The 24,058-nt window shown below is 44.0% G+C and carries 23 protein-coding genes; all 23 read left to right on the top strand.

Features of this window, described 5'->3' with window-relative positions:
- Positions 1–20: 20 nt before the first annotated feature.
- The 23 genes from EJV45_RS08880 to EJV45_RS08770 all read left to right on the top strand — a co-directional run bounded on the left by EJV45_RS08880 (position 21) and on the right by EJV45_RS08770 (position 23,807).
- Positions 21–872, top strand: coding sequence for a UDP-2,3-diacylglucosamine diphosphatase (locus tag EJV45_RS08880; RefSeq protein ID WP_129715321.1), 852 nt, complete (start codon positions 21–23; stop codon positions 870–872).
- A 57-nt stretch (positions 873–929) separates the two neighbouring features.
- A complete protein-coding gene (locus EJV45_RS08875) occupies positions 930–1,922 on the top strand; it encodes a glycosyltransferase family protein (RefSeq protein ID WP_129715320.1) in 993 nt (330 codons plus the stop codon).
- Between the two features lie 66 nt (positions 1,923–1,988).
- A complete protein-coding gene (locus EJV45_RS08870) occupies positions 1,989–2,969 on the top strand; it encodes a DUF6427 family protein (RefSeq protein ID WP_129715319.1) in 981 nt (326 codons plus the stop codon).
- A 129-nt stretch (positions 2,970–3,098) separates the two neighbouring features.
- Complete coding sequence (locus tag EJV45_RS08865; protein WP_129715318.1) at positions 3,099–3,836, top strand: type III pantothenate kinase; 738 nt, start codon at positions 3,099–3,101, stop codon at positions 3,834–3,836.
- A 1-nt stretch (position 3,837) separates the two neighbouring features.
- The gene (locus tag EJV45_RS08860; RefSeq protein ID WP_129715317.1) at positions 3,838–5,145 is read left to right on the top strand and encodes a hypothetical protein; all 1,308 of its coding nucleotides are present in this window, start codon (positions 3,838–3,840) and stop codon (positions 5,143–5,145) included.
- Positions 5,146–5,148: 3 nt separating this feature from the next.
- Entirely contained in the window at positions 5,149–5,742 is a 594-nt protein-coding gene (gene lptC, locus EJV45_RS08855; RefSeq protein ID WP_129715316.1) for an LPS export ABC transporter periplasmic protein LptC, read from the top strand.
- Positions 5,743–5,919: 177 nt separating this feature from the next.
- Positions 5,920–8,004: a peptidylprolyl isomerase gene (locus EJV45_RS08850; RefSeq protein ID WP_370291273.1), complete on the top strand. Its 2,085-nt coding sequence runs from the start codon at positions 5,920–5,922 to the stop codon at positions 8,002–8,004.
- Positions 8,005–8,068: 64 nt separating this feature from the next.
- Positions 8,069–8,584: a DUF2480 family protein gene (locus EJV45_RS08845; RefSeq protein WP_129715314.1), complete on the top strand. Its 516-nt coding sequence runs from the start codon at positions 8,069–8,071 to the stop codon at positions 8,582–8,584.
- Positions 8,585–8,613: 29 nt separating this feature from the next.
- Positions 8,614–9,387, top strand: coding sequence for a DUF3108 domain-containing protein (locus EJV45_RS08840; protein ID WP_129715313.1), 774 nt, complete (start codon positions 8,614–8,616; stop codon positions 9,385–9,387).
- Positions 9,388–9,391: 4 nt separating this feature from the next.
- Positions 9,392–9,949, top strand: a complete 558-nt coding sequence (locus EJV45_RS08835; protein WP_129715312.1) for a DUF3109 family protein — start codon at positions 9,392–9,394, stop codon at positions 9,947–9,949.
- A 52-nt stretch (positions 9,950–10,001) separates the two neighbouring features.
- Positions 10,002–10,868, top strand: a complete 867-nt coding sequence (rfbA, locus tag EJV45_RS08830) for a glucose-1-phosphate thymidylyltransferase RfbA (protein WP_129715311.1) — start codon at positions 10,002–10,004, stop codon at positions 10,866–10,868.
- A 75-nt stretch (positions 10,869–10,943) separates the two neighbouring features.
- Positions 10,944–12,203, top strand: coding sequence for a nucleotide sugar dehydrogenase (locus EJV45_RS08825; protein WP_129715310.1), 1,260 nt, complete (start codon positions 10,944–10,946; stop codon positions 12,201–12,203).
- 190 nt (positions 12,204–12,393) lie between these two features.
- Positions 12,394–13,530 carry a GDP-mannose 4,6-dehydratase gene (gene gmd, locus EJV45_RS08820; protein WP_129715309.1) on the top strand — a complete coding sequence of 379 codons (1,137 nt, stop codon included), beginning with the start codon at positions 12,394–12,396 and terminating at the stop codon, positions 13,528–13,530.
- Between the two features lie 64 nt (positions 13,531–13,594).
- Positions 13,595–16,105 (top strand): SLBB domain-containing protein, encoded by a 2,511-nt coding sequence (locus EJV45_RS08815; RefSeq protein WP_129715308.1) that lies wholly within the window; start codon positions 13,595–13,597, stop codon positions 16,103–16,105.
- 10 nt (positions 16,106–16,115) lie between these two features.
- Entirely contained in the window at positions 16,116–17,213 is a 1,098-nt protein-coding gene (locus tag EJV45_RS08810; protein WP_129715307.1) for a Wzz/FepE/Etk N-terminal domain-containing protein, read from the top strand.
- On the top strand, positions 17,213–17,611 hold the full coding sequence (locus EJV45_RS08805) for an FdtA/QdtA family cupin domain-containing protein (protein WP_129715597.1): 399 nt from the start codon (positions 17,213–17,215) through the stop codon (positions 17,609–17,611). Before EJV45_RS08810 ends, EJV45_RS08805 begins: the two co-directional genes overlap by 1 nt.
- Positions 17,604–18,023 (top strand): FdtA/QdtA family cupin domain-containing protein, encoded by a 420-nt coding sequence (locus tag EJV45_RS08800; RefSeq protein ID WP_129715306.1) that lies wholly within the window; start codon positions 17,604–17,606, stop codon positions 18,021–18,023. Before EJV45_RS08805 ends, EJV45_RS08800 begins: the two co-directional genes overlap by 8 nt.
- Complete coding sequence (locus EJV45_RS08795) at positions 18,010–18,564, top strand: acyltransferase (RefSeq protein WP_129715305.1); 555 nt, start codon at positions 18,010–18,012, stop codon at positions 18,562–18,564. The genes EJV45_RS08800 and EJV45_RS08795 overlap by 14 nt, the downstream gene beginning before the upstream one ends.
- Positions 18,557–19,657 carry a DegT/DnrJ/EryC1/StrS aminotransferase family protein gene (locus tag EJV45_RS08790; RefSeq protein WP_129715304.1) on the top strand — a complete coding sequence of 367 codons (1,101 nt, stop codon included), beginning with the start codon at positions 18,557–18,559 and terminating at the stop codon, positions 19,655–19,657. The genes EJV45_RS08795 and EJV45_RS08790 overlap by 8 nt, the downstream gene beginning before the upstream one ends.
- A 7-nt stretch (positions 19,658–19,664) precedes the next feature.
- The gene (locus EJV45_RS08785; protein WP_165305020.1) at positions 19,665–20,924 is read left to right on the top strand and encodes an O-antigen translocase; all 1,260 of its coding nucleotides are present in this window, start codon (positions 19,665–19,667) and stop codon (positions 20,922–20,924) included.
- Positions 20,914–21,858 (top strand): glycosyltransferase family 2 protein, encoded by a 945-nt coding sequence (locus tag EJV45_RS08780; RefSeq protein WP_129715302.1) that lies wholly within the window; start codon positions 20,914–20,916, stop codon positions 21,856–21,858. Before EJV45_RS08785 ends, EJV45_RS08780 begins: the two co-directional genes overlap by 11 nt.
- Positions 21,848–23,080, top strand: a complete 1,233-nt coding sequence (locus EJV45_RS08775; RefSeq protein ID WP_129715301.1) for a glycosyltransferase — start codon at positions 21,848–21,850, stop codon at positions 23,078–23,080. The genes EJV45_RS08780 and EJV45_RS08775 overlap by 11 nt, the downstream gene beginning before the upstream one ends.
- Positions 23,073–23,807, top strand: a complete 735-nt coding sequence (locus EJV45_RS08770) for a glycosyltransferase family 2 protein (protein WP_165305019.1) — start codon at positions 23,073–23,075, stop codon at positions 23,805–23,807. The genes EJV45_RS08775 and EJV45_RS08770 overlap by 8 nt, the downstream gene beginning before the upstream one ends.
- Positions 23,808–24,058 lie beyond the last annotated feature (251 nt).

Below are 24,058 nucleotides of genomic sequence, written 5' to 3'. Positions count from 1 at the left end.
CAGCGAAAACAGTTAGCCCTATGGCGAAGAGAGATGTAGACCTGGTTGTGATTTCAGACGTTCACCTCGGAACTTATGGCTGCCATGCGGCCGAATTGCTCAAATACCTGAAAAGCATTCGTCCGAAAACGATCATTCTGAACGGTGATATCATCGACATTTGGCAGTTCAGCAAGAACTACTGGCCCGAAACGCACATGAAAGTGGTGCGCAAGATTATGAAATTCATCGGCGAGGGCGTGGCTGTCCATTACCTTACCGGAAATCATGACGAAATGCTGCGCAAATTCGCCGACATGAGCATGGGGACTTTCCAGCTTCAAAATAAACTGGTGTTAAATCTTGATGGTAGAAATGCCTGGTTTTTTCATGGCGATATCTTTGACGTAACCATGCAGCATTCAAAATGGCTCGCGAAGCTTGGTGCTGTAGGATATGACAGCCTGATTTTGATCAATAGTTTTGTAAACTGGCTTTTGAAACTTGCGGGGCGCGAGAAAATGAGTTTTTCTAAAAAGATCAAGGCCCGCTTTAAAGACGCCGTGAAGTTCATCAACGACTTTGAAACGACTGCCGCCGGCCTTGCAGTTGAAAGCGGATATGACTATGTGGTTTGCGGGCACATCCATCAGCCAGAGCAGCGCCTCATTAAAACCGACAAAGGTTCGGTTACTTATCTGAATAGCGGCGACTGGGTGGAAAATCTTACGGCGCTCGAATACCATGCACAGTCGTGGCGAATATTTCGTTATAACGCTGATGACTTTTCTGCCGATGAGCCGGAAGACGGCGCCTTCTCTGATGCAGAAGATCTGAAAAGCAAACTCGATGTAAATATCCTGCTGCAAAAGATGCGTTCAGAGATTGTGTAAAGGCCGGAAAATGCAGATATTCGGCAGCTGCCTTTGTGCGCGAAGAGACCAATATACATGGGGTTAAAAATACTTTATGCCATTCAGGGTACCGGAAACGGGCATGTAAGCCGTGCACGCGAAATTGTTCCGTTATTGCAGCAGCATGGCGAACTTGATATCCTGATCAGCGGTACGCAGGCTGATGTGGCGCTTAGCCAGCCGCTGGCATACAAACTGCACGGTTTCAGTTTCATTTTTGGTAAAAAAGGTGGTGTACACCATTATCAAACCTGGAAAAACATGGACCTGCTGCGCTTCAGAAGGGATATGAGAAGCCTGCCAATCGAGGAGTACAACCTGATCGTGAACGATTTTGAACCGGTTACGGCATGGGCATGTAAGGTTAAGGGCATCGAAAGTGTATCATTAAGTCACCAGGCAGCATTTAAATCTCGCAAAGTACCCCGGCCGAAGACGATAGACTGGGGGAAGAAAATCCTCAGTCATTACGCGCCAACCACTCATCACATCGGTTTTCATTTTGCACGGTATGATAGTTTTATCCATACGCCGGTCATCCGCTCAGAAATCAGGCAACTTGAAACATCAGATCTTGGGCATTATACCGTCTATCTGCCGGCGCTTGACGACCGCATTTTAGTGAATCGGCTTAAACAGGTTCCGGGCGTAAAATGGGAAGTGTTTTCTAAACATACCAAAACCAGCTACCGCGATGGCGATGTCTTTGTAAACCCGGTAAATAATGCTGCATTTAATAAGAGTCTGGCTTCCTGTACGGGGCTCTACACAGGCGGTGGGTTTGAAGGTCCGGCAGAGGCGCTGTATCTCGGGAAGAAACTGCTGGTATCGCCCATGAAGTTCCAGTATGAGCAGCAGTGCAATGCGTATGCGTTAAAGCAGTTTGATCTGCCGGTTATCTGGGCAAGTAACCGCAATCCATTGCCGGTTATCCAGAACTGGGTAGAGAATCCGCAGCAGCACAAATTTGACTTCCCCGACGAGACCGAAAAAATTGTCGCAGATATGGTAAAGCAGTACGCGCGTTAGAAGGCATCCGCCGCAGGCGTATTAGGCAGTTGGTTTAAAATTTCTTTTCTTTGCCCTGCTTAAGCCATGATCAACCAGTTCAGAACACTTCATCCGGCAAATCTTATTCTGTTGCTGCTGTATGCTTTTTTTATGCGTGCGGCCCTGTTTGTTCATATGCCGGAGCAGCTGAACTTCGCTTTCCTTGAGCCTTTTGCCAAACTTTTGATTGATATTCCGATCGGGCAGGACCTTTCTCCGGCAGGCAACATCTTTTTTGCAGCGCTTATCAGCCTGGCCCAGGCGCTTTGGTTTAACCGCGTGGTGAACAATCATAACCTGATGGGCAAGCCAAATTATCTGCCTGCCTTGCTTTATCTTACAGCCGGAAGTTTGTTCATGCCTTTTATGGTCCTGGGCCCCACAATGATCTGCAATTTCCTGCTGATTCTTATGATCGACAAGTTCCTGAAAATAGGAAAGTCTCCTCAAGCCATCATGCCGCTTTTTGATGTAGGTATGCTGGTTGCAGTCGGTACACTTATCTATTTTCCCTTTGTCTCAATGCTGCTTATGCTTTGGCTGGGCCTGCTCATGTATCGTTCATTTAACTGGCGCGAATGGGTGTCGGGCCTTTTGGGTTTTCTGACCGTGTTTTTCTTCCTGGCGGTCTTTTATTACTGGAATGATAACCTGGATCTTTTTTACAGGATCTGGCTGCCGCTTACCAATAAATTCCCGTCGGTATTTTTGATTAATTATAACGATTACATCGTCCTTGTACCGGTCATTGTGATCATTGTGCTTGGCACCCTGCAGCTGCGTGAGAATTTTTTCAGAAGTTTTATCAGTACCAGAAAAGCATTTCAATTGCTGTTTTGTATGTTCCTTGTGGCCATGGCCAGCTTTTATCTCAAGCCAGGTGTTCGGCTCTCGCATTTCCTGCTTTGTGTACCTCCCGGAGCTGTGCTTCTTGCCTATTATTTTACCAACGCCCGCAAGCGTTGGTTTTACGAATCGCTTTTCGTTTTACTGGTCCTTTCAATCCAGTATTTTCTTTTCGTTTAACCTTTTTTAACAAATTGATTCCTTGAAACTTGGCAAAGATTGATAGCTTTGTGCCGTTAAAATGCAGTGTAAAGCGCTGTCTGCCCGATTCGCTTGCTAAGTGACGCACAAACACATGAAATACCGGTTATGTTTAATCTCGTAGTAGATGCAGGGAATTCCAGGTGCAAGCTGGGTGTATTTGACGGGAGAAAGCTGGTAGATTACCGGGTCCTCGATAAAAAAGATCTGCAGGAGATTAAACAGCTAAGCAGACAATTTACGCTCCGTGCTGCGGTTGTTTCGACCGTCGACGAGACATTCGAAGAGATAGAAGCGTTACTTGGAGAAGATGTTCCCGTCACACGTTTTCATACCGGCGATACCGGCTTTTTAAAAAATCGCTATGGCACCCCGGAAACACTCGGACTGGACCGTTGGGCAGCGATGCTCGGAGCCAGTGCACAGTATCCCGGCGAGAGTTGCCTGGTGATCGATGCAGGTACAAGCATTACTTATGATCTTCTTCCGGCAAATGGTATATACACCGGCGGAAGCATCAGCCCGGGCATTATGATGCGTTTCAGGGCTCTGCATGAGTTTACAGGCCGGCTGCCCCTGCTTGAGTTTGATGCTCACGACAACACGGTGGCTGAAGGCAATAATACAGTAAACGCGATTCGGAACGGGGTGCTTCAGGGAACGCTGCACGAAGTAACCGGGTTTATTTCACAATACGACGCTCTGAACGCAGCGCTGAAAGTGATCCTGACAGGTGGTGATGCACCATTTTTGATCGCTAACATAAAAAACAGCATCTTTGCGCCTCGAATAATTCACGAGCCGTATCTGGTGTTACGAGGATTAAACGAAGTTATTGAATTATAGCATGTACAAAAATCTGAAATATATTTTACCCCTGTTTGTTTGCGTGATCGCAATGCTGCCGGCAAAATCACAGGTTACTACCGAATCTCCTTATTCAGCCTATGGACTTGGCAACCTGCGCACATCTGTGTTTCCCGGGCTGCGCGGTATGGGCGGGATTTCAACGGGTGTATTTAAACCGGATGGGTACAGCATGATCAATGTAATGAACCCGGCTACCTATAGCGGAATCAACCTGACTACGCTTGATATCGGTGTAAATGCCGGTTTCACCGGATTGCAAAGAGGAAATGAAAGCGAAAGCCGCTTCAATGCCACACTGAACCATATTGCTTTGGGTATTCCGGTAAGCCGGAAATCGGCCTTTAGTTTCGGCTTGCTGCCTTATTCAGATCTTGGCTATAATTACAGTAACCGTACCCGGATCGACACAATGAGCGTTGACCATATTTATGCAGGTGAGGGGAGTATCTCAAAAGCCTTTCTGGGTTATGGCGTACAGTTTGGTAAGTACGTCCGCATTGGTGCAAATCTCGAATACCTGTTTGGTAACCTGAGTCAGACGCGTTCTACGGTATTCCCGAACGAACTTGCTGTGCTCCCGACACGCATGCAAAACAAGACAAGCGTAGAAGGATTGAATTTTTCATACGGTATACAAACCGAGATTCCGCTTAGCGATGAATCGCGCATGACGCTTGGTTACTCAGGTTCTTATAACTCGAACATCTCAGCGAAAAAATCGTATGTCCTAACGCAATATACAATTGATCAGGATGGCGTAGAGAATTCGCCGCTTGATACCCTTCAGCTTGTAGACAATGCAAAATCAGATCTGAAACTGCCACTGGAACATAATTTCGGTCTTTCCATTCAGCGCGATAACAAATGGATGATCGGTGCTGATTTCAGAATGGGCCAGTGGTCTAAATTCTCGCTCGATAATTCAAACCAGGGTCTTCAGGATAGTTATGGTGTTTCGGTCGGCGGGCAAATTACTCCGGATATTACCGCCGTTGGCGGAAGCCTGGCGGGATACCTGAAACGGATCGACTACCGTGTAGGTGTAAGGTATGACAAAACGTACCTTAAGCTGGCCAACAATGATATCAAAGATCAGGCTGTATCAATTGGTTTCGGATTCCCACTCCCTTCGAATAACCGTTCATCATTTTATAAGATCAACTTCACTACAGAACTGGGCAGACGCGGAACAACGGCGGCAAATCTGGTTCAGGAAACTTATCTGAACATCCACCTCGGCTTTACGCTTAACGACACCTGGTTCAGAAGATTCAGATTCGACTAAATCATGCAACGTAGGTTTTTCAGGATTGGCTTTTGTCTGGCTATACCGCTGTTTCTGGCGGCATGCAATGATGATGACCTGAAAAATGTGGCAGCCATATCGAGTAAACAGGTCGTTCTAAGCAAGGACCGCACACTTGGCGCCGAACTTATTTACAGTGACTCTGCGCGAGTAAAGGCCAAAGGATACGCGCCTGTACTTGATAAGGTGACGCCAAAAACCGGGGCTAACTACATGGAAATGCCCGACGGACTCAAGATTGACTTTTTTGATCAGAAAATGAAAATTGCCAGTACCGTCACTTCTGAGTATGGTATACGGCGTGAAAACGAACGTATTACTGTTTTACGTAAAAACGTAGTCGTAAAAAATGCCGAAGGCAATACCTTTACTTCAGAAGAACTGATCTGGGACGAGAACAAAAGACTGTTTTACTCAAACCAACGCGTTAAGGTATTTAAACCAGACGGCTCGTTTCAGGCTGAAGGCAGCTACTTCGAAGCACCCCAGGATTTCAGTACCTATACCATGCGCTCGGGCGGTATCGGCCAGGGAACCATTAGCGGGGAGTTACTCGAAAAAGAGACCGGAATTTAGTAAGGACACCCCTCCGGACGCCTCTCCGGCCAATATAAATCCTCGGTTTTTTCCCAATCTATCTGCCTAAAAACTAATTACTTGTTGGATATGGTTTTGTGTTTTCTTTTTTATGTCAAATTTGTATCTTGCGCCCTCTTAAAAAAAAGTAAAAAATTAAAGTAGAATATGGGATTAATGACATTTTTGCGAAACCGTGCCGGGTTTATCCTGATAGGCGCAATTGGTTTGGCAATTGTTGCATTTTTAGTTAGTGATGCAATTAACGCTGGAAAACCATTCTGGAACGCTTCCCAGAAGGTTGTGGGAGAGATTGACGGTCACGAAGTCAGCATTGACGAGTTCGGTCCGAAAGTAGACCAGAGTTTACAACAATTCAAGCAACAATATGGTGGTAGTGCCAATTCGCAAATGACTGCTATGGCAGTTGAAAACGTTTGGAACAATGAGGTGGCTAACGTACTTCTTGGAAAAGAGTTCGAGCGTCTCGGACTAACCGTCACGTCGACAGAATTGTTCGACCTTTTACAAGGCAAAAATCCCAGTCCGCTGATTCGTCAGTATTTTGGAAATCCGCAAACCGGACAGGTAGACCGTAATGCAGTGATCAGTTCACTCAAGGCACGTTCAAAAGACGCAAACCTGAACAAACAGTGGTCTTTGCTTGAAGAAGAAGTGCGTAAACAAGCGCTTCAGCAAAAATATCAGAACCTGATCCGCAGTTCGGTGTATGTAACAAACCTCGAAGCGGCTGACGATTTCAGTAACCGTAACAAACTTGCATCATTTAAATATGTAAGCCTTGACTATGCAACCATCGCTGACAAGGATGTAAAACTTACCGATGCTGACTACAACGACTATTACAACGCAAATAAAAAAAGGTTTGAGAACCCTGCTGAAACCCGTTCTTTCCAGTATGTAAATTTCAGCTTCAAGCCTTCGAAAGAAGATACCACTGCTGCGAAAGCGCAGGTTGATAAACTGGCGGCCGACTTCAAAGCTGCAGCGAACGATTCCCTGTTCGCGGCGATCAACTCTGACGTGAAAATTCCTTTCAGTTACATCTCTAAAGGTAAACTTGATCCGGCTGTAGATTCAGCGGTATTTTCATTGCCAGCGGGTAGCTTCTACGGTCCGGTATTTTCCGGAAATTCATACAAACTGGCTAAAGTGGTAAGCACAAAACAATCGCCCGACTCAGTTAAGGCCGCTCATATCCTGATCAACCCGGCTAAAGTTGGTGGTAACGATAAGGCAGTAAAGCTTGCTGACTCACTTAAATCGCTGGTTCAGAAGGGTGCAAACTTTGGTGACCTGGCAAGACAATACAGCGAAGACGGTTCAAAAGACCAGGGCGGTGATCTAGGTACCTTTGCCCGTGGTGCTATGGTTCCCGAATTTGAGAATGCTGCATTCGACGGCAGCACCGGCGATCTGAAAGTAGTGACCTCACAGTTTGGCGTTCACCTGATCAAGATTGAGAAACAAGTAGGCTCCTCAAAGGTTGCAAAAATCGCCTATGTGGAGAAAAACCTTGCTCCAAGCGATAAAACACAGCAGGAGGCATACAAAAAAGCTTCAAATTTCCTTGCAGAAGCAAAGGGTGATAACTTCAGTACCCTGGCTCAGAAACGGGGACTAACAGTTGGCATTGCCGACAAAATTACCGGCTCGCAGGGTTTTGCTCCGGGACTTGATAACCCGCGCAAACTTATTCAGGATGCGTACGAAGCTGATCGCGGTGATGTACTTCCCGAGATCTATACCATGAGCGACGGTTATGTTGTTGCTGTGCTGACCGAAGTTCGGCCTAAAGGCACATTGGCGCTGGAAGCTGTTAAAAAAGATATCGAACCGATGGTGCGCAATGAAGTGAAAGGCAAGATGCTGATCGGGCGCTTTGAAAAAGCTGGCGCAGGTAAAGCTACACTCGAAGCTTTAGCGCAGAAACTTGGAAAGGCGGTCCAGCCGGTTCAGAACATCGTATTTTCAAATCCTGTAATTCCGGGCGTGGCTCAGGAGAACAAGGTTGTGGGTACTGTATTCGGTATGCAGCCAGGTAAGGTCTCAGGACCGATTGCAGGCGACCGCGGTGTGTATGCCGTAAGCCCGCTTACCTTCAGCAATCCTGCCCCTGGCGATCCTGCGCAGCAGAAGCAAACATTGCTTCCAGGCCTCGCTCAGCGTGCACTTAGTGGCGCCTTTATGGCACTTCAGGACAAGGCTGATATAAAAGACAATCGCGTGAAATTCTATTAATAGGAATTTACTTAATTTTGTAACCGGAAATGCATTGTGCATTTCCGGTTTTTTGTTTTTAGCCATGGATATTCAGGAAAATATTGTCAACAAGGTTGCAGCAAGCGGTCTCATCACATTTAATCTTGAAGACTATCTTGACAAAGGTGAGCGGGTGATTTATGATATTAAGGATAACCTTTTTCATGGACTGATACTCAGAGAAAAGGACTTTCGGGATTTTGTAAAGAGTCACGATTGGTCACAATACACGGGTAAAAATGTTGCAATTACCTGTTCGGCAGATGCGATCGTACCTACCTGGGCCTATATGTTACTCGCTAACCGGATCAGGCCGTTCGCCAATGAAGTTGTGTTCGGCAGCCTTGAAGTTCTCGACACCTTACTATTCCAGAAGGCACTGAGCAGGGTAGATGTAAACAGCTTTGCCGGCGAGCGTGTGGTAATTAAAGGCTGCGGCGATGAGCAGATTCCCGTATCCGCATACGTAGAGATCACCAGTTTGCTTACGCCTGTTGTAAAAAGCATCATGTACGGTGAGCCTTGTTCAACCGTTCCTATTTACAAAAGGAAAGACTAAATTGGTTTGCTTTTTGTAACGCCCTTTCCATGAGAAGATTGATCCTAATTACCCTTAGCGTATTGTTTTGTGGCCAGCTGCACGCTCAAATGCTTCCATTGAAAAAGGAAGCCGTGTTTCAGGAAGGTGAAACACTGAGTTACCGGCTGCGATACGGCTTTATAACCGCTGCAGAGGCCACGATCAAAGTACAGAACGGGGATCTTAAGTTTGAGGGACAGCCAACTTACCGGTTGGTAGTCGATGCCCAGACTTCAGGAACCTTCGATGTGTTTTATAAAATCAGAGACCATTACGATTCGTATATAGACCGCAAAAGTTTGCTTCCCTATTTTTACCAGGAGAATATCCGCGAGGCCAGTTACCGGCGCACTGACAAAGCCAGGTTTCACCAGGATGAAAAAAAAGTTGTTTCGAACAGGGGAACCATGTCGACACCGACTACGCAGACCTTCGACCTCGTTTCTGCCTATTACTTTGCCCGCAGTCTGGATATCAGCCGGATGAAAATCGGCGATACATTTAAATTGAACTATTTTCTCGGCGACGAGATATCCTCCCTGACCGTAGAATTTGTAGGCAGGGAAACCATAAAAACCAAATTGGGTAACATCCGTTGCCTTAAGTTCAGTCCGTCAATCAAACCCGGAAGGGTGTTTAAGAAAGATAGCCGGCTGTATCTTTGGGTAACCGACGATGGAAACCGCGTGCCGGTTAAAGCGCAGGTTGAGATCCTGGTCGGGTCAGTAACTATGGAGCTGAAATCGGCAAATGGCCTGAAATATCCCTTGGGCAAGGGCTAAAACTATGATTGAAGTACAAAATACGCTGGTTCATGAAGACGTGCTGAGGGAAAATTTTGTTTGTAACCTCAATAAATGCAAGGGGATTTGCTGTGTGGAAGGTGATGCCGGTGCACCGCTGGAGAATGCCGAGACCGCCATTCTTGAAGAAATCTATCCGAAAATCAAACATTTGCTTTCCGAAAAAGGCATCCGCGCCATCGAAGAACAGGGTACCCATGTTGTAGACGCAGACGGTGACCTGACAACACCGTGCGTAAACGGCCATGAGGAGTGTGCCTATGTACTGTTTGAAAATGGAATAACGAAGTGTGCCATTGAAAAAGCCTATGAGCAGGGTCTTGTCGACTGGCAAAAGCCGATTTCCTGTCACTTGTATCCGATCCGCATTACCGCTTACCCTGAGTTTGATGTATTAAACTACGATCGCTGGCATATTTGTCATGATGCCTGTACCTTCGGTCGCGAGCTGAAAGTGCCGGTCTATCAATTTTTGAAAGGCCCGCTTATCCGCAAATACGGTGAGGAGTGGTACAGCGAATTGCAAAATAGCTTAACTTAGCGGCATCCAGGCCATTAGGCTGGAATAGTGCTCAAACTAAAATTTAGACTGAATGAAAGGAATTATCCTGGCGGGCGGCAGCGGAACGCGCCTGCATCCCTTAACGCTTGCCTGCAGCAAACAGATGATGCCGGTTTACGATAAACCGATGATCTATTACCCGCTCTCTACACTGATGCTGGCGGGAATCAAAGAAATTCTAATCATTTCCACACCGCATGACCTGCCCAATTTCGAAAAACTGCTGGGCGATGGCGCAAGCCTGGGTTGTAAATTTAGCTATGCCGTGCAGCACGAACCCAATGGCCTTGCGCAGGCATTTGTAATCGGCAAGGACTTTATTGGCAAGGACAAGGTTGCCCTGGTATTAGGCGATAACATTTTCTACGGCGATGGCATGGCAAAATTGCTCCAGGCCAGTTCAGATCCGGAAGGTGGCGTTGTGTTTGCCTACCAGGTTGCTGACCCGGAACGTTACGGCGTAGTCGAATTCGACGCTGACAATAATGTACTGTCTATCGAAGAAAAGCCAACCGAGCCAAAATCTGACTTTGCTGTTCCCGGTCTTTACTTTTATGACAACGATGTCGTGGAAATTGCGGCTAATATCAAACCCTCGCCCCGTGGCGAATATGAAATTACTGATGTAAACAAAGAGTACCTCGAGCGCGGCAGGCTGAAAGTTGGCGTGTTAAGCAGGGGAACAGCCTGGCTTGATACCGGTACTTTTGCTTCGCTGATGCAGGCCGGGCAGTTTGTCCAGGTAATCGAAGAGCGTCAGGGCCTGAAGATCGGCTGTATTGAGGAAGTTGCCTACCGGATGGGCTTTATCGATGATGAGCAACTGACAAAAATAGCTACACCATTGGTAAAGAGCGGTTATGGAAGTTACCTGCTGCGTCAGATCAAAAAGAAATAATAAATAAATAAATAAACACACACCTTCTAGGTGTGCGAAACCTAGAAGGTGTGTGTTTATTTATACTCCATCAAAATGAAAGACACCCGCATCGCAGTTATCGGCTTAGGTTATGTCGGCCTGCCGCTGGCATTGGCTTTTGCAGAAAAGTATGCGGTTGTGGGTTTTGATATTGATGAAGAGCGGATAAAACAGCTGACTGCCGGCACAGACCGCACCCGCGAGGTTGATGCAGCTGCGCTCAGTGCAGGGGCAGATCTTTTATTCACCTCAGATCTCAATAAGATCAGGGATTGTAACGTCTACCTGGTAACCGTACCAACCCCTGTTGACCAGTACAAAAAGCCAGACCTTGGTCCGCTGCTGCGCGCAAGTGCCATGCTTGGACGGGTATTGCAGAAAGGCGATATTGTGGTGTACGAGTCTACAGTATATCCGGGCTGCACAGAAGAAGACTGTGTACCGGTACTGGAAGAGACTTCCGGCCTCCGGTTTAACGAAGATTTTTTCTGCGGCTACTCCCCTGAACGCATTAATCCCGGCGATAAAGTGAATACGCTTCAGAAAATCAAAAAGGTCACATCCGGTTCAAACCCGGAAATTGCCCGGCAGGTTAACGATTTATATGCATCAGTCATTACGGCGGGCACGCATCTGGCGCCGAGCATCAAGGTAGCTGAAGCATCAAAGGCGATCGAGAATGCGCAGCGCGATGTGAACATATCTTTCGTAAATGAGCTCGCGCTGATATTCGACCGAATCGGTATAGACACCAATGATGTGATTGAGGCGGCAGCAACCAAATGGAACTTTTTGAAATATAAGCCCGGGCTGGTGGGTGGACATTGTATTGGTGTCGATCCGTATTACCTCGCTCACAAGGCTGAATCATTGGGTTATCATCCGCAGGTTATTCTGTCAGGCAGGCGGGTAAATGATACCATGGGCATGTTTGTTGCAAGCAAGGTAATCAAATTGCTAATCGGCAGGGGGCATGTAGTTAAAGACCAGAGAGCGCTGATCCTTGGTATTACATTTAAGGAAAACTGTCCTGATATCCGCAATACGCGTGTTATCGATATCTATCATGAGTTAATGCAGTATGGGATGCAAACTGACATTTATGACCCATGGGCAGATGCTGCACAGGTCGAGTCAGAATACGGGATCAGGCTTCTTGATCAGTTAAACGGCGAGAATTACGCGGCAATTATCATTGCTGTATCTCATTTCGAATTTTTACAGATAGACTATGCTGCCTATCGCAATGCCGGGGCCGTAATTTACGATACGAAAGCTTTCATACCGCGCGAACTGGCCGACGGGCGCCTTTGATAATTCTTCCTGACTTTTTCTCCGCCAGGCTAGTTTAAGTTCGCGGTTTTTGCGGTTAAATTTAGATGCGGACAATTTTGAGCAACGATTGAAAGTGACGTAACATCACGCAAGATTCTTTCGTTTGCATATCGGCTTAGTGACATCCAGATTATTTTCTGTAATATTGCTGGCTAAAATTATTGATTTGATGAAAGTTGCCTTAATTACCGGCATTACAGGACAGGACGGCGCCTATTTGGCGGAATTCCTCCTGAAAAAAGGATATTTTGTTCATGGTATCAAACGCCGCTCATCCCTTTTCAACACTGATCGTATCGATCACCTGTATCAGGATCCACACGAAAAAAATCTGAAGGTTAAGTTGCACTATGGTGATCTGACAGACTCTACCAACCTCATTCGAATTATCCAGGAAGTCCAGCCTGATGAAATATACAACCTGGCTGCGATGAGCCATGTTAAGGTAAGTTTTGATACACCTGAATACACAGCCAATGCCGACGGTATCGGAACCCTGCGTATACTCGAGGCGGTGCGCCTGTTGGGGTTGACCAAAAAGACCAAAGTCTACCAGGCATCAACGTCTGAACTTTATGGGTTAGTCCAGGCTGTTCCGCAAAGCGAAACAACGCCGTTTTATCCCCGCTCACCCTATGCAGTGGCAAAAATTTACGGGTATTGGATTACCGTTAACTACCGTGAAGCCTATGGGATGTTTGCCTGCAATGGTATTTTGTTTAATCATGAAAGCCCGCTTCGGGGCGAAACTTTCGTAACCCGTAAAATTACCCGTGCAGCTTCAAAGATCGCGTTAGGATTGCAGAGTTGTCTATACCTGGGTAACCTGAGTGCGCAACGTGACTGGGGCCATGCAAAAGATTATATTGAAGCCATGTGGCTCATCTTGCAGCAGGAAAAGCCTGAAGATTATGTTATTGCTACGGGTATCACAACGACGGTTCGCGATTTCGTGAAGATGGCTTTTGCCGAAGTGGGTATCACACTCGAATTCAGTGGGAAAGATGAAGATGAAAAAGGGGTGATCATTGATATAGACCAGGAAATGGTTGCACAGCTTGGTCTTAATCTCGAAAATCTTAAATTAGGTACTGTAGTCGTACGCGTAGACCCGGCATATTTCAGACCTACAGAGGTAGACCTTTTGCTTGGTGATCCGACGAAGTCGAAGACTCAGTTGGGCTGGACGCCAAAATATGACTTGCCGGCTCTGGTGAAAGACATGATGGAGGCTGATCTTCAACTCATGAAAAAAGATGAGTATCTGAAGCAGGGCGGTTACAAAACCCTGAGTTACTTCGAGTAACAGTTTTTTTGAAAAAAGATAAAACAAAAAACAAGCAAGTCTGTTGTACGGACGTTCAAACTATATGAGGTTAAATTTAGTTCTGCTCTTTTCCTGTTTATTGCTCCTGGGGTTCGTTCCGAATTCCCTGCGGGCGCAAAACACCACGAACTATGCGAATGTGAAGGTTGATGAACTGTCTGATGCACAGGTTCGTCAGTTGATACAGCGCGCCGAATCAATTGGTTATAATGATGCACAGCTTGGACAAATGGCGCAAGCCCAGGGCATGCAGCCCGAGGAAGTTCGAAAACTACAGGCACGTGTCGAGAAGTTAAGAAGACTTGATTCAGGAGCACCAGGCTCAGCACAGGATTCACTTGTTTCCCGTCCATCAAATATCGAAGTTAGCCGCGGAAGAACTTATCAGATCGACTCTGCGGGATTAAGAAGACCTATCAATACTGAAGAGGCGTTGTTCGGCGATTTAAAATCAAAAATATTTGGCGCTGAACTTTTCAGAAACGGAAATATCACATTTGAGCCCAATCTGAGGCTGGCGACGCCGAGGAACTATGTGATTGGGCCTGACGACCAGTTGCTGATTGATCTGAGTGGCGACAATGAAGCCAGTTATAACCTAAAAGTTAGTCCGGAGGGCATAATTCGCTTGCAATACGTAGGTAATGTAACTGTTGGCGGCCTGACCATCGAACAAGCGAGTGCCAAGATTCGTTCTGCTATGGCCGGTACATACCCATCCCTAAGAAGCGGCCGCACTTCAGTAGCCATTAACCTGGGTAATATCCGGAGTATTAAGGTTGTGCTGAACGGGCAGGTTACAAAACCCGGAACATATACGCTGTCTTCCCTTTCCAGTGTCTTCAATGCCCTTTACGCCTCCGGCGGACCGAACGAAAATGGATCATTCAGAAAAATCCAGGTGATTCGCGGTGGGCGTGTGGTCGCTACTGTAGATGTTTATGACTTTTTGATCAATGGCATGCAGCGCGGCAATGTTCGCTTGCAGGACCAGGATGTGATCAATATTCCGGTCTATGATACACGGGTGGAAATTGTGGGCGAAGTGAAACGTCCGGCCATCTACGAAAGCGTGGCGGGTGAATCATTTCAGGATATCCTGAATTATGCTGGCGGATTTTCGACTGCGGCTTACAAGGCTAAGGTAAAGGTATTTCAAAATACAGATAAGGAACGGAAGATCACTGACATTCAGGCAGACGATTTCAGAACCTACCGGCCCAAGAGCGGAGACAAATACTTCGTCGAAGCCATTCTTGACCGCTTTGAGAATCGGGTGGAGATTGAAGGCGCCGTATTCAGACCCGGTTTTTACGAACTTGAGAAAGGGCTGACCCTTTCAGCGCTGATCGCGAAAGCAGAAGGTTTGAAAGAAGATGCTTTTCAGAACCGCGGCTACATTAACCGCTTAAATCCTGACAATACACCAGCGCTGATCTCATTTGATGTGGCAAAGGTGATGTCGGGCGCTGAGCAGGATATTGTCTTGCAGCGTGAAGATAAGGTAACCATTTCCTCGATCTTTGACCTGCGTGAAGAATACAGCATCCAGGTGCAGGGCGAAGTGCGGGTTCCGGGTACGTTTCAATTTGCTGAAGGCATGAAACTGGGCGATGCCATCCAGATGGCCGGCGGCTTTAAAGAGGGAGCTTCGCCAAACCGGGTGGAGATTTCAAGACGGGTAAAGAACAGCAATGCCACGGACCTCTCGGCCCGTACTGCAACTATTTTAACAGTAAATATTACACCAGATCTTAGACTGGAAGCAGATTCAGGCTTGGTATTGGAACCATTCGATATCGTATCCATTCGCAGTGCCGAAGGTTATGTGGTGCAGAAGCAGGTGAAACTGGAGGGTGAGGTGTTGTATCCTGGTATTTATACCATTCAAAGAAAAGACGAACGCATTTCTGACCTGATTAAACGCGCCGGCGGATTGACACCATTGGCTTATACGGATGGCGCATCCCTGAAACGGCCAAGCACGAAGGCGGTGAACGCAAACGATAAGAATGCAATCAATAACCAGGAAGAGGAACAGAAAAAGCTTTTAAACTTGCGAAGACTGAAAGAATCTGGAGCGCGAGACAGTTCAGATATCAGTAAAGAGCAGTTGCTAATAGAATCAGACCTGGTTGGCATCAACTTGACAAGAATCCTTGAAAAACCTGGAACCCGGCTCGACCTGCTGATGGAAGATGGCGACATTATCCGGGTACCTAAACAGTTGCAGACAGTGAAAGTTACCGGGGAGGTACTGAATCCAAATAACATCGTTTATGCCCCTGGAAAGAGTTTTAAAGGCTATGTGAACGGAGCCGGTGGTTTTGCTGCAAATGCACTTCGCAATGGTGCATATATTCGGTATGCGAATGGTAGCGTGGAGTCGGCGCGTAAGTTTTTGATTTTTAACAACTATCCGAAGGTGAAGCCGGGTGCAGAGATTTTGGTGCCTAAGCGGGCGGAACGGGAGAGATTAACAGCACAGAGCTGGATTGGAATTGGGACGGCAGTGGCTTCTTTGGGCGCTATCATAGTAAGCCTTTTAAGATAGATGAGTTGTAATGGCTAATAATATTAATCTCGAATCACAATCTATGTCGTCTGCAGATGAGGAAGTCACATTAAAAAATTTGTTTCTAAAAATAGGGTCTTCGATAAGATATCTATATACGAAACGCTGGCTGATCATACTCGTGACAGTAGTTGGTGCCTGCTCCGGTTTTTTTTACTCCAGGCTTCAAAAAAATATATACACTGCATCTACGACCTTCGTTGTGGAAGACGGCGGTGATGCTCCTGCCCTTGGTGGACTCGGCGGACTCGCATCAATGGTTGGCCTGGACCTATCAGGGGGGGGGAGTATTTTTCAAGGCGACAATCTTCTTGAATTATATAAATCAAGGTCAATGATTCAGAAAACTCTTTTAAGCAGGGTTGATTCATCTTCCAATCAACGTCTTATTGATCTCTATATAAATATCAATAAACTTAGAGAAAACTGGAGCAGCCAACCGGAACTCTTTTCTGTTAAATTTCATGAGCGATATGAAGATAATAAACGAATATCAAGGCTTCGAGACAGCCTTTTTTCCAGTGTTATTAAAGACATTAGTAAAAACTACTTATCTGTATCAAAAGTTGATAAAAAACTAAATATTTTAAAGGTCGAAGTGAAATCTAACAATGAGCAATTTGCCAAATGTTTTTCAAATCAGATTGTAAAAAATGTTAATGATTTTTATATAGAGACAAAGTCAAAAAGATCTGTTGAGAACTTACAAATTTTACAGCATAAGACAGATTCAGTTAGAAATGTGATGAATGGTGCGATCTATTCATCTATCGCAATAGCCGATCGAACTCCAAATGTTAATCCGACGAGAGAAATTTTGAAAGTAGCGCCTATTCAGAAGTCACAGTTTAGCGCAGAAACAAATAAACTGTTGTTAGCAGAGCTTGTCAAAAACTTGGAAATGTCTAAAATTGCCGTGAGTAAAGACATGCCATTAATTCAAGTCATAGACGAACCCGTCTATCCTTTGCCACTGGAGCGACTAGGTTTGATAAAAGCCATATTGCTTTTTGGAACCACTTGTTTTATACTTGTTTGTCTCTCATTGATGATAACAAAGTTCATAAGAAATACATTAACCAGCTGATGTTTGATAGTGTTCGTTTGATCCAGCTTCCGAAAAAAATTGATGAGAGGGGAAACCTATCGTTTATCGAAGAATTGGAACATATACCATTTGAGATTGCTCGGACTTATTGGATTTACGATGTTCCGGGTGGAGAGGTAAGAGGAGGTCATGCCTATCGTGAAAATGCGGAATTTATCGTAGCGCTCTCTGGGAGTTTTGATGTTGTCGTAAACGATGGTAGTCAGACAAAGGCCTTTGCGCTAAACAGATCCTACTATGGATTATATGTTCCAGCAGGCATCTGGCGACACATGGACAATTTTTCTACAAATGCACTCGCGTTAATTGCCGCCTCTACTACTTATTCAGAGAGTGATTATATTCGGGACTTTAAAATCTTCCAGCGCAATGACTAGTATCTATAACTGCAACGTAATTGAATTGCCGAAGATTCACAATAGGGCAGGAAACCTGACGCCTATCCATGGACTGATAGACATTCCCTTCAAGATTTCCAGAATTTACTATCTCTACGATGTTCCTGGCGGCGAAACGAGGGGGGGGCATGCCCACTATAAGCTTCAGCAGCTAATTATTGCTGCGAGTGGAAGCTTTGATGTTGTTTTAGACGATGGAAGAGCAAAAAAGACAGTGACATTAAATAGGCCTAATTTTGGTCTCTTGGTCACACCTGGAATTTGGCGGGACTTGGATAATTTTTCATCAGGAGCTGTACTACTTGTGTTAGCATCGGATGTTTACGATGAAGGTGATTATATAAGGGACTATCCAAGTTTTATTGATTATCGCGAAAATGGAATATTTTAAACATAGGACGGCGGAAGTCCTGTCTACCCAAATCGGGCGGGATACCAAAATCTGGCAATTTTGTGTCATATTGGGTGGGGCAAAGATTGGCGCAAATTGCAACATATGTTCACATGTGCTGATAGAGAATGACGTTACGATTGGCAATGATGTGACGATCAAATCCGGAGTTCAGGTTTGGGATGGGTTACAAGTAGGAAATAAAGTATTTATAGGGCCAAATGTGACTTTTACAAATGACTTGTTCCCAAGATCAAAAGTTTATCCAGAAAGATTTGAACGCACTATCATTGAAGATAATGCTTCAATCGGTGCGAATGCGACGATAATTGCAGGTAATTTTATAGGAAGGAATGCCTTGATTGGTGCAGGAAGTGTCGTAACAAAGAACATCCCGGCAAATACTATTTGGTTTGGAAACCCAGCAGTACATCGGGGATATATAACAGATGAAGGTATTGTCTTGAGTTTGAGCTTGATCGACGAAAAGACGGGTGACACATATATTATTAAATGCGATAAAATAGTGAAAAATGGTTAAATTTCTCGATCTACAAAAAATTAACGCCTTGTATCAACAAGATCTGAATGAGGCATTTAACCGTGTCTTAAAGTCGGGGTGGTTTATTCATGGGCAAGAGCTTCGTAATTTTGAGAAACAATTTGCCGACTATTGTGGGGTCGATCATGCAATAGGAGTCGCCAATGGGCTTGATGCTTTAAATCTAATTATAAGAGCATATAAAGAGTTAGGTTTATTCAAAGAAGGGGATGAGATTGTTGTGCCGGCTAACACTTATATTGCTAGTGTCTTGGCCATTTCAGAAAATCGCCTGGTACCGGTTTTAGTCGAACCTGATGAACTTAGTTATAATATCAATCCCGAGCTTATAAGGGATCATATCACAGGCCGTACAGTTGCAATACTGGCTGTACATCTGTACGGGCAGTTGGCCGAGATGGAAAAAATAAATGCGATAGCAGCAGAGTTTAGCCTTAAAGTTATTGAAGACTCCGCTCAAGCGCATGGAGCAATATTTGCAAACGGAATCAAAGCAGGCGCACTGGGTGACGCCTCTGGATTCAGTTTTTATCCCGGAAAAAATTTGGGGGCGCTTGGCGATGCAGGTGCAGTAACTACTAACAATAGAGAATTAGCAGAAATTATTAGAAGCTTATCAAATTATGGCTCTCAAGCGAAATATTACAACGATTTTCAGGGGATAAACAGTAGATTAGACGAACTACAGGCCGCATTTCTTTCAGTAAAACTGAAATATTTAGATCAGGATACAGATAAAAAGCGATCTGTAGTCCACCGTTATCTCAGCGAAATATCAAATGATAAGGTCCTATTGCCAACTGTGTTACATCAAAACTCGCATGTTTGGCATTTGTTTGTGATACGAGTACAAGATAGGGCTGCGTTTGTTGAACACATGAAAATGAATAATATCGAGACTGTTATACATTATCCAATCCCCGTACATAAACAAGTCGCATATAAATATTTTAACAATCTATCGCTCCCAATCACTGAAAAAATCCATAGAGAAGTTGTAAGTCTGCCACTTAGTAGTGTACTTAGTGATCATGAAGTTAGCCAGGTGATTGCCTGCGTTAACAGTTTTTAATCATAGAGTGAAATTAGTCAGGACTTCGGTACTTTCAGCAATCATAACAGCATCTCGAATAGGGGCTAGCTTTGTTGCAAGCAAAATTGTTGCAGTCTATGCTGGTCCAGCCGGCGTTGCGATGATTGGGCAATTTTATAACTTTCTAACGGTCGCCTTGAATTTCGGAAACGGTGCAATTTCTACAGGTATTGTGAAATTTACCGCAGAATTCGGTGAGCAAAGAGCAGAATTAAGATCGTTACTAAGTACCGCACTTAGGGTTACCATAATTTCGTCTGCTATAGTAAGCTTAATTTTGTGGATTTTCTCAAAGACAATTGCAAGACTACTGTTTGAAAGTGAGATTTACCATGATGTTATTAAGTTGCTCGCATCAACTATCATTTTGTATGCACTGAATACAGCAATCTTATCAATTTTGAATGGTTTGAAGCAGATAACTTTATTTGCCGTGATAAATTGTTCGGCTAGTTTCTTATCGCTGATTCTAACCTATTTGCTTGTTCATAATTACCGCATTAAAGGTGCATTGGTCGCTCTGGTACTTTCTCAAACATTATTGTTTTTTCTGTCTCTTATCTTTATTAGAAAGCAGTTTTGGTTCAGATTGAAATATTTTTCTGATGGATTAAACAGGCAATTGTTACGCAGTTTAGGGTCTTATAGCTTAATGGCTGTTGTCGCAGCAGTGGGTATGCCCGTTGCGCAAATGATTTTGAGGGGTGTCATCATAGACCATTCTGGGTTAGCTGCGGCGGGATACTGGCAGGGTATGATGCGAATATCAGATGGTTATCTCATGGTTGTTACAATATCTTTAAGCACTTACTTTATTCCTAAATTTTCATCTCTAACGACGGACACGGAAATCCGGGCCGAACTTTTTAATGGTCTAAAGTTTATTTTACCAGCTGTCCTTGTCTCCTGTGTCGTCATATTTCTATTCCGTGAACTGATTATAAAAATACTTTTTACTAAGGAATTTCTAGAAATGAAGAGGCTTTTCTTGTATCAACTGGCAGGTGATTTTTTTAAGATTATTGCCTATTTGTTAGTTACATTAATGGTGTCAAAAAAAATGACAAAAGCTTACATTGTCACTGAAATTCTCTTCAATGTGGGCTACGTTTCTATGGGGTACATATTGATCCGAATGACAGGGTTATCTGGCGTTACGATTGCATTTGCAGTAACCTATTTCATCTGTGTTATATTTTTACTGTTATTTTTCAAACGTTTGTTATTTCCGAGATATGGAACGTAAGATTAGACATTCAATACTCATAATTACTTACAATCAGCAGCATCTGATAGGAGCCTGTTTGGATTCGATCTTTGACAATGATGTACTCCCTTACGAAGTTATCGTTGGTGATGATTGTTCGACTGACGGAACGAAACAAATTGTATTGAACTATCAACAGAGATTCCCGGAAATTTTAAAATGGGCTCCATCAGAGAAAAATCTAGGGATTTTTAAGAACTGGAATCGTTTGATGAAAATGGCTACCGGTGATATGATTTCGCTCATTGCTGGTGATGACTTTTTCAAGAAAAAAATGCTGGCAACATTGAATGAAGTCATTATACGGGAAAATCTAGACCCTCAACACGAAAAATTTATTATAGTCACTAACTCCATAGAGTTAACGCCAGCCGGCAAAGAGATTTTATATGATAATTATCAGCTCCGTGATAAAGACGTTTTTAAAGCTAGAATCCGTTATGGAATCAGTTATAGGGAAGTAGGATTCAGTAGAAAGCTTTATGAGAGCCTTAAGCCAATACCAGTGGATCTTGGCTATCATGCCGATTGGATTCATATCATCGATCAGGTTGTAAGTTCTGACAAGTTTTATTTTATTAATCAGGCGTTCAGTGTTTACCGGCTTGGGGAGGGAGTTACCTCTAAAACTAAAACGAAACAGCTTCTAGAATCAAAATTGCAAATAATCGATGAGGTTGGACGTCGTTATTCAGATAGGCTGGATAGATCTGATCGCTTGTTCTTAAGCTACTGGAAGGCGCGGCATGAATTTATACTGACGCCATCATGGAGATTATATTGGAATCTTCTGCTTTATCAATTTCGGAATATTGGAAACTTTACCCCGAACAATAACTTTTTCAGAAATTTCAGATTGCTACTATCTGGGCCAATACGCATATTCAAAAGGTCGGCGCAAAATGAGGACTAAAGAATTGAAGGTTTTACATGTTTCGTACAGCCTGGATGTTGGTGGAGCATCTGTTGCGATGCTAAGAATACATGAAGCATTACTTGCTGCCAATGTTGATTCTAAGATACTTGTTTGTGTAGGAAGTAGTGATCGAAACGCCGTAATGGTGCTTAAAACCGGCTGGGCAGCTGGCATACATAAATTTATGGTTCGTTGCTTAGGGGTCCTATGGCGGTGTTTGCAGCCAACTAAACATCGAACTACGCGCTCGGTAAATTTCATTTCCTCTGGGATGGCTAAAAAAATAAACTCCCTAGAGGTGGATGTAGTCCACTTCCATTGGATTGGAAACGAAACCATTGCTATTGAAGAAATCAGTCAAATTAATAGAAATATAGTCTGGACGATGCATGATTTATGGCCCGTTCTAGGCGCTGAGCATAATAATGTTTCTGGAAGTGAGCGATTTCTTATGGAGTATTCACGTCACAGAGACACAGGCTATAGCGGGTTAGATATCGAAAAGCAGACATGGCTGCGTAAAAAAAAATATTGGCAGAAGGTGCTTATAGCCCCGGTAGCAGTTAGCAATTGGCAACAGAAGCTTGTGAGTAGGTCATACCTTTTTAAAAGAACTAAGGTAAGGACTATATCAAACCCAATTGATCAGGATAAATGGATGCCGTACAACAAAACAAGCAGTAGAATCGAACTCGGTCTGAGCAGGAATAAGCAAATTATATTATTTGGAGCATATAATTTTTTAGTGGATCCTATCAAGGGTTTTAATCATTTCAAAAATGTGATTTCCAAAATGCCAATGGATAAATATCAAGTCGTCTTGTTTGGCTCAGATGTCCCTGTCCACATCAAAGGCCTGGATATAAAAAACCTCGGAAAAATTGATAACACAGAAAAATTGCGAAAAATATATTCTGCCGCCGACGTATATGTCATGTCATCGCTACAGGAGACGTTTGGACAGGCAGCAGTTGAGTCCATCTGTTGTGAAACACCAGTAGTTGCATTTGCTGGATCTGGATTGGACGATATTATCGATCATTTAAATACAGGGTACTTAGCTATTCCCTATGATGAAAATGACTTACTAGCTGGTATCAACTCAATTCTAGACCACAGTTGGAAGAATAAGACGATTCGTGAAGGTGTCATCGCTAAATTTAATAGTCAGACAATTGCCAATAAGTATATTGATGCATACAAAGAGATCAGTGGATAAATTAGTAAGTATAATCACGGTTGTATATAATGCTGAGTCTACAATTGAACAATCAATTCTTAGCGTAATTGGTCAGAAGAGCAGGAATTATCAATACATAATAATTGATGGCAATTCTACGGACCAGACGACAAGCATCATTCACAAATACAGGGGGTCTATCGGCTTCTTCAGTTCGGAGGGTGATCGTGGCATTTATGATGCTATGAATAAAGGATTGAATGTAATAGCTGGAGAATATGTTCTTTTTTTGGGAGCTGATGACTTTCTTTATGACTCAAGTGTGATTTCCGACTTCGAAACTTTTGTCAAAAATAGACGATACGATGCTGTTTTCGGCAATGTTTGTTACACAAGTGGTACAGGGATCTTCCCTGAATTTTCAAGCAAAATACTATTGCATAACACTATTCATCACCAGGGTGCTTTCTACAACCGAGAGCTATTTGCTCACTTCCGGTACGACATTAATCTAAAACTGCTGTCGGACTATGAGTTAAATCTTGAGCTGTATTTGAACCGCCGGAGGATGAATATTGGTATTATTGATAGAATGATTTCTTTATGTACAGAAAACGGAATGAGCAGGAGAATGAATAACTTAGTTATTTCTGAAACAGCCAAGGTCCGTAGTAAGAAAATATCAGGAGTGATGGCAGTAATTTATCAGGGATTGTTCATTATAAAATTTAACGTGTGGAATGCTATTCGACATTACAAACTATAATCAGCAGGTTCTGCTTATCTCATTCATATTTTTTACAGGAAGTTTATTTTTTCTGTTTAAGAGTTATATGTCTACACTGCTCGACCCGTTGGCAATGCATATATTCTGGTTGTCGGGAAACTTATCGTTTCTAACAGCATTTATGTTGAAATATGGTATCAGTTATTTATCGATTCTATTCTCTGGCTTCTTTATAATCTATATATCGATCCTGTTAGCCTCTATGCAGCGAGCGAACAGAACGAATATTA

The organism is Pedobacter sp. SYP-B3415, from assembly GCF_004138205.1.
Lineage (GTDB): Bacteria > Bacteroidota > Bacteroidia > Sphingobacteriales > Sphingobacteriaceae > Pedobacter.
Note: the sequence above shows the minus strand (reverse complement) of the source record. Positions and strands in the feature narration are given on the sequence as shown.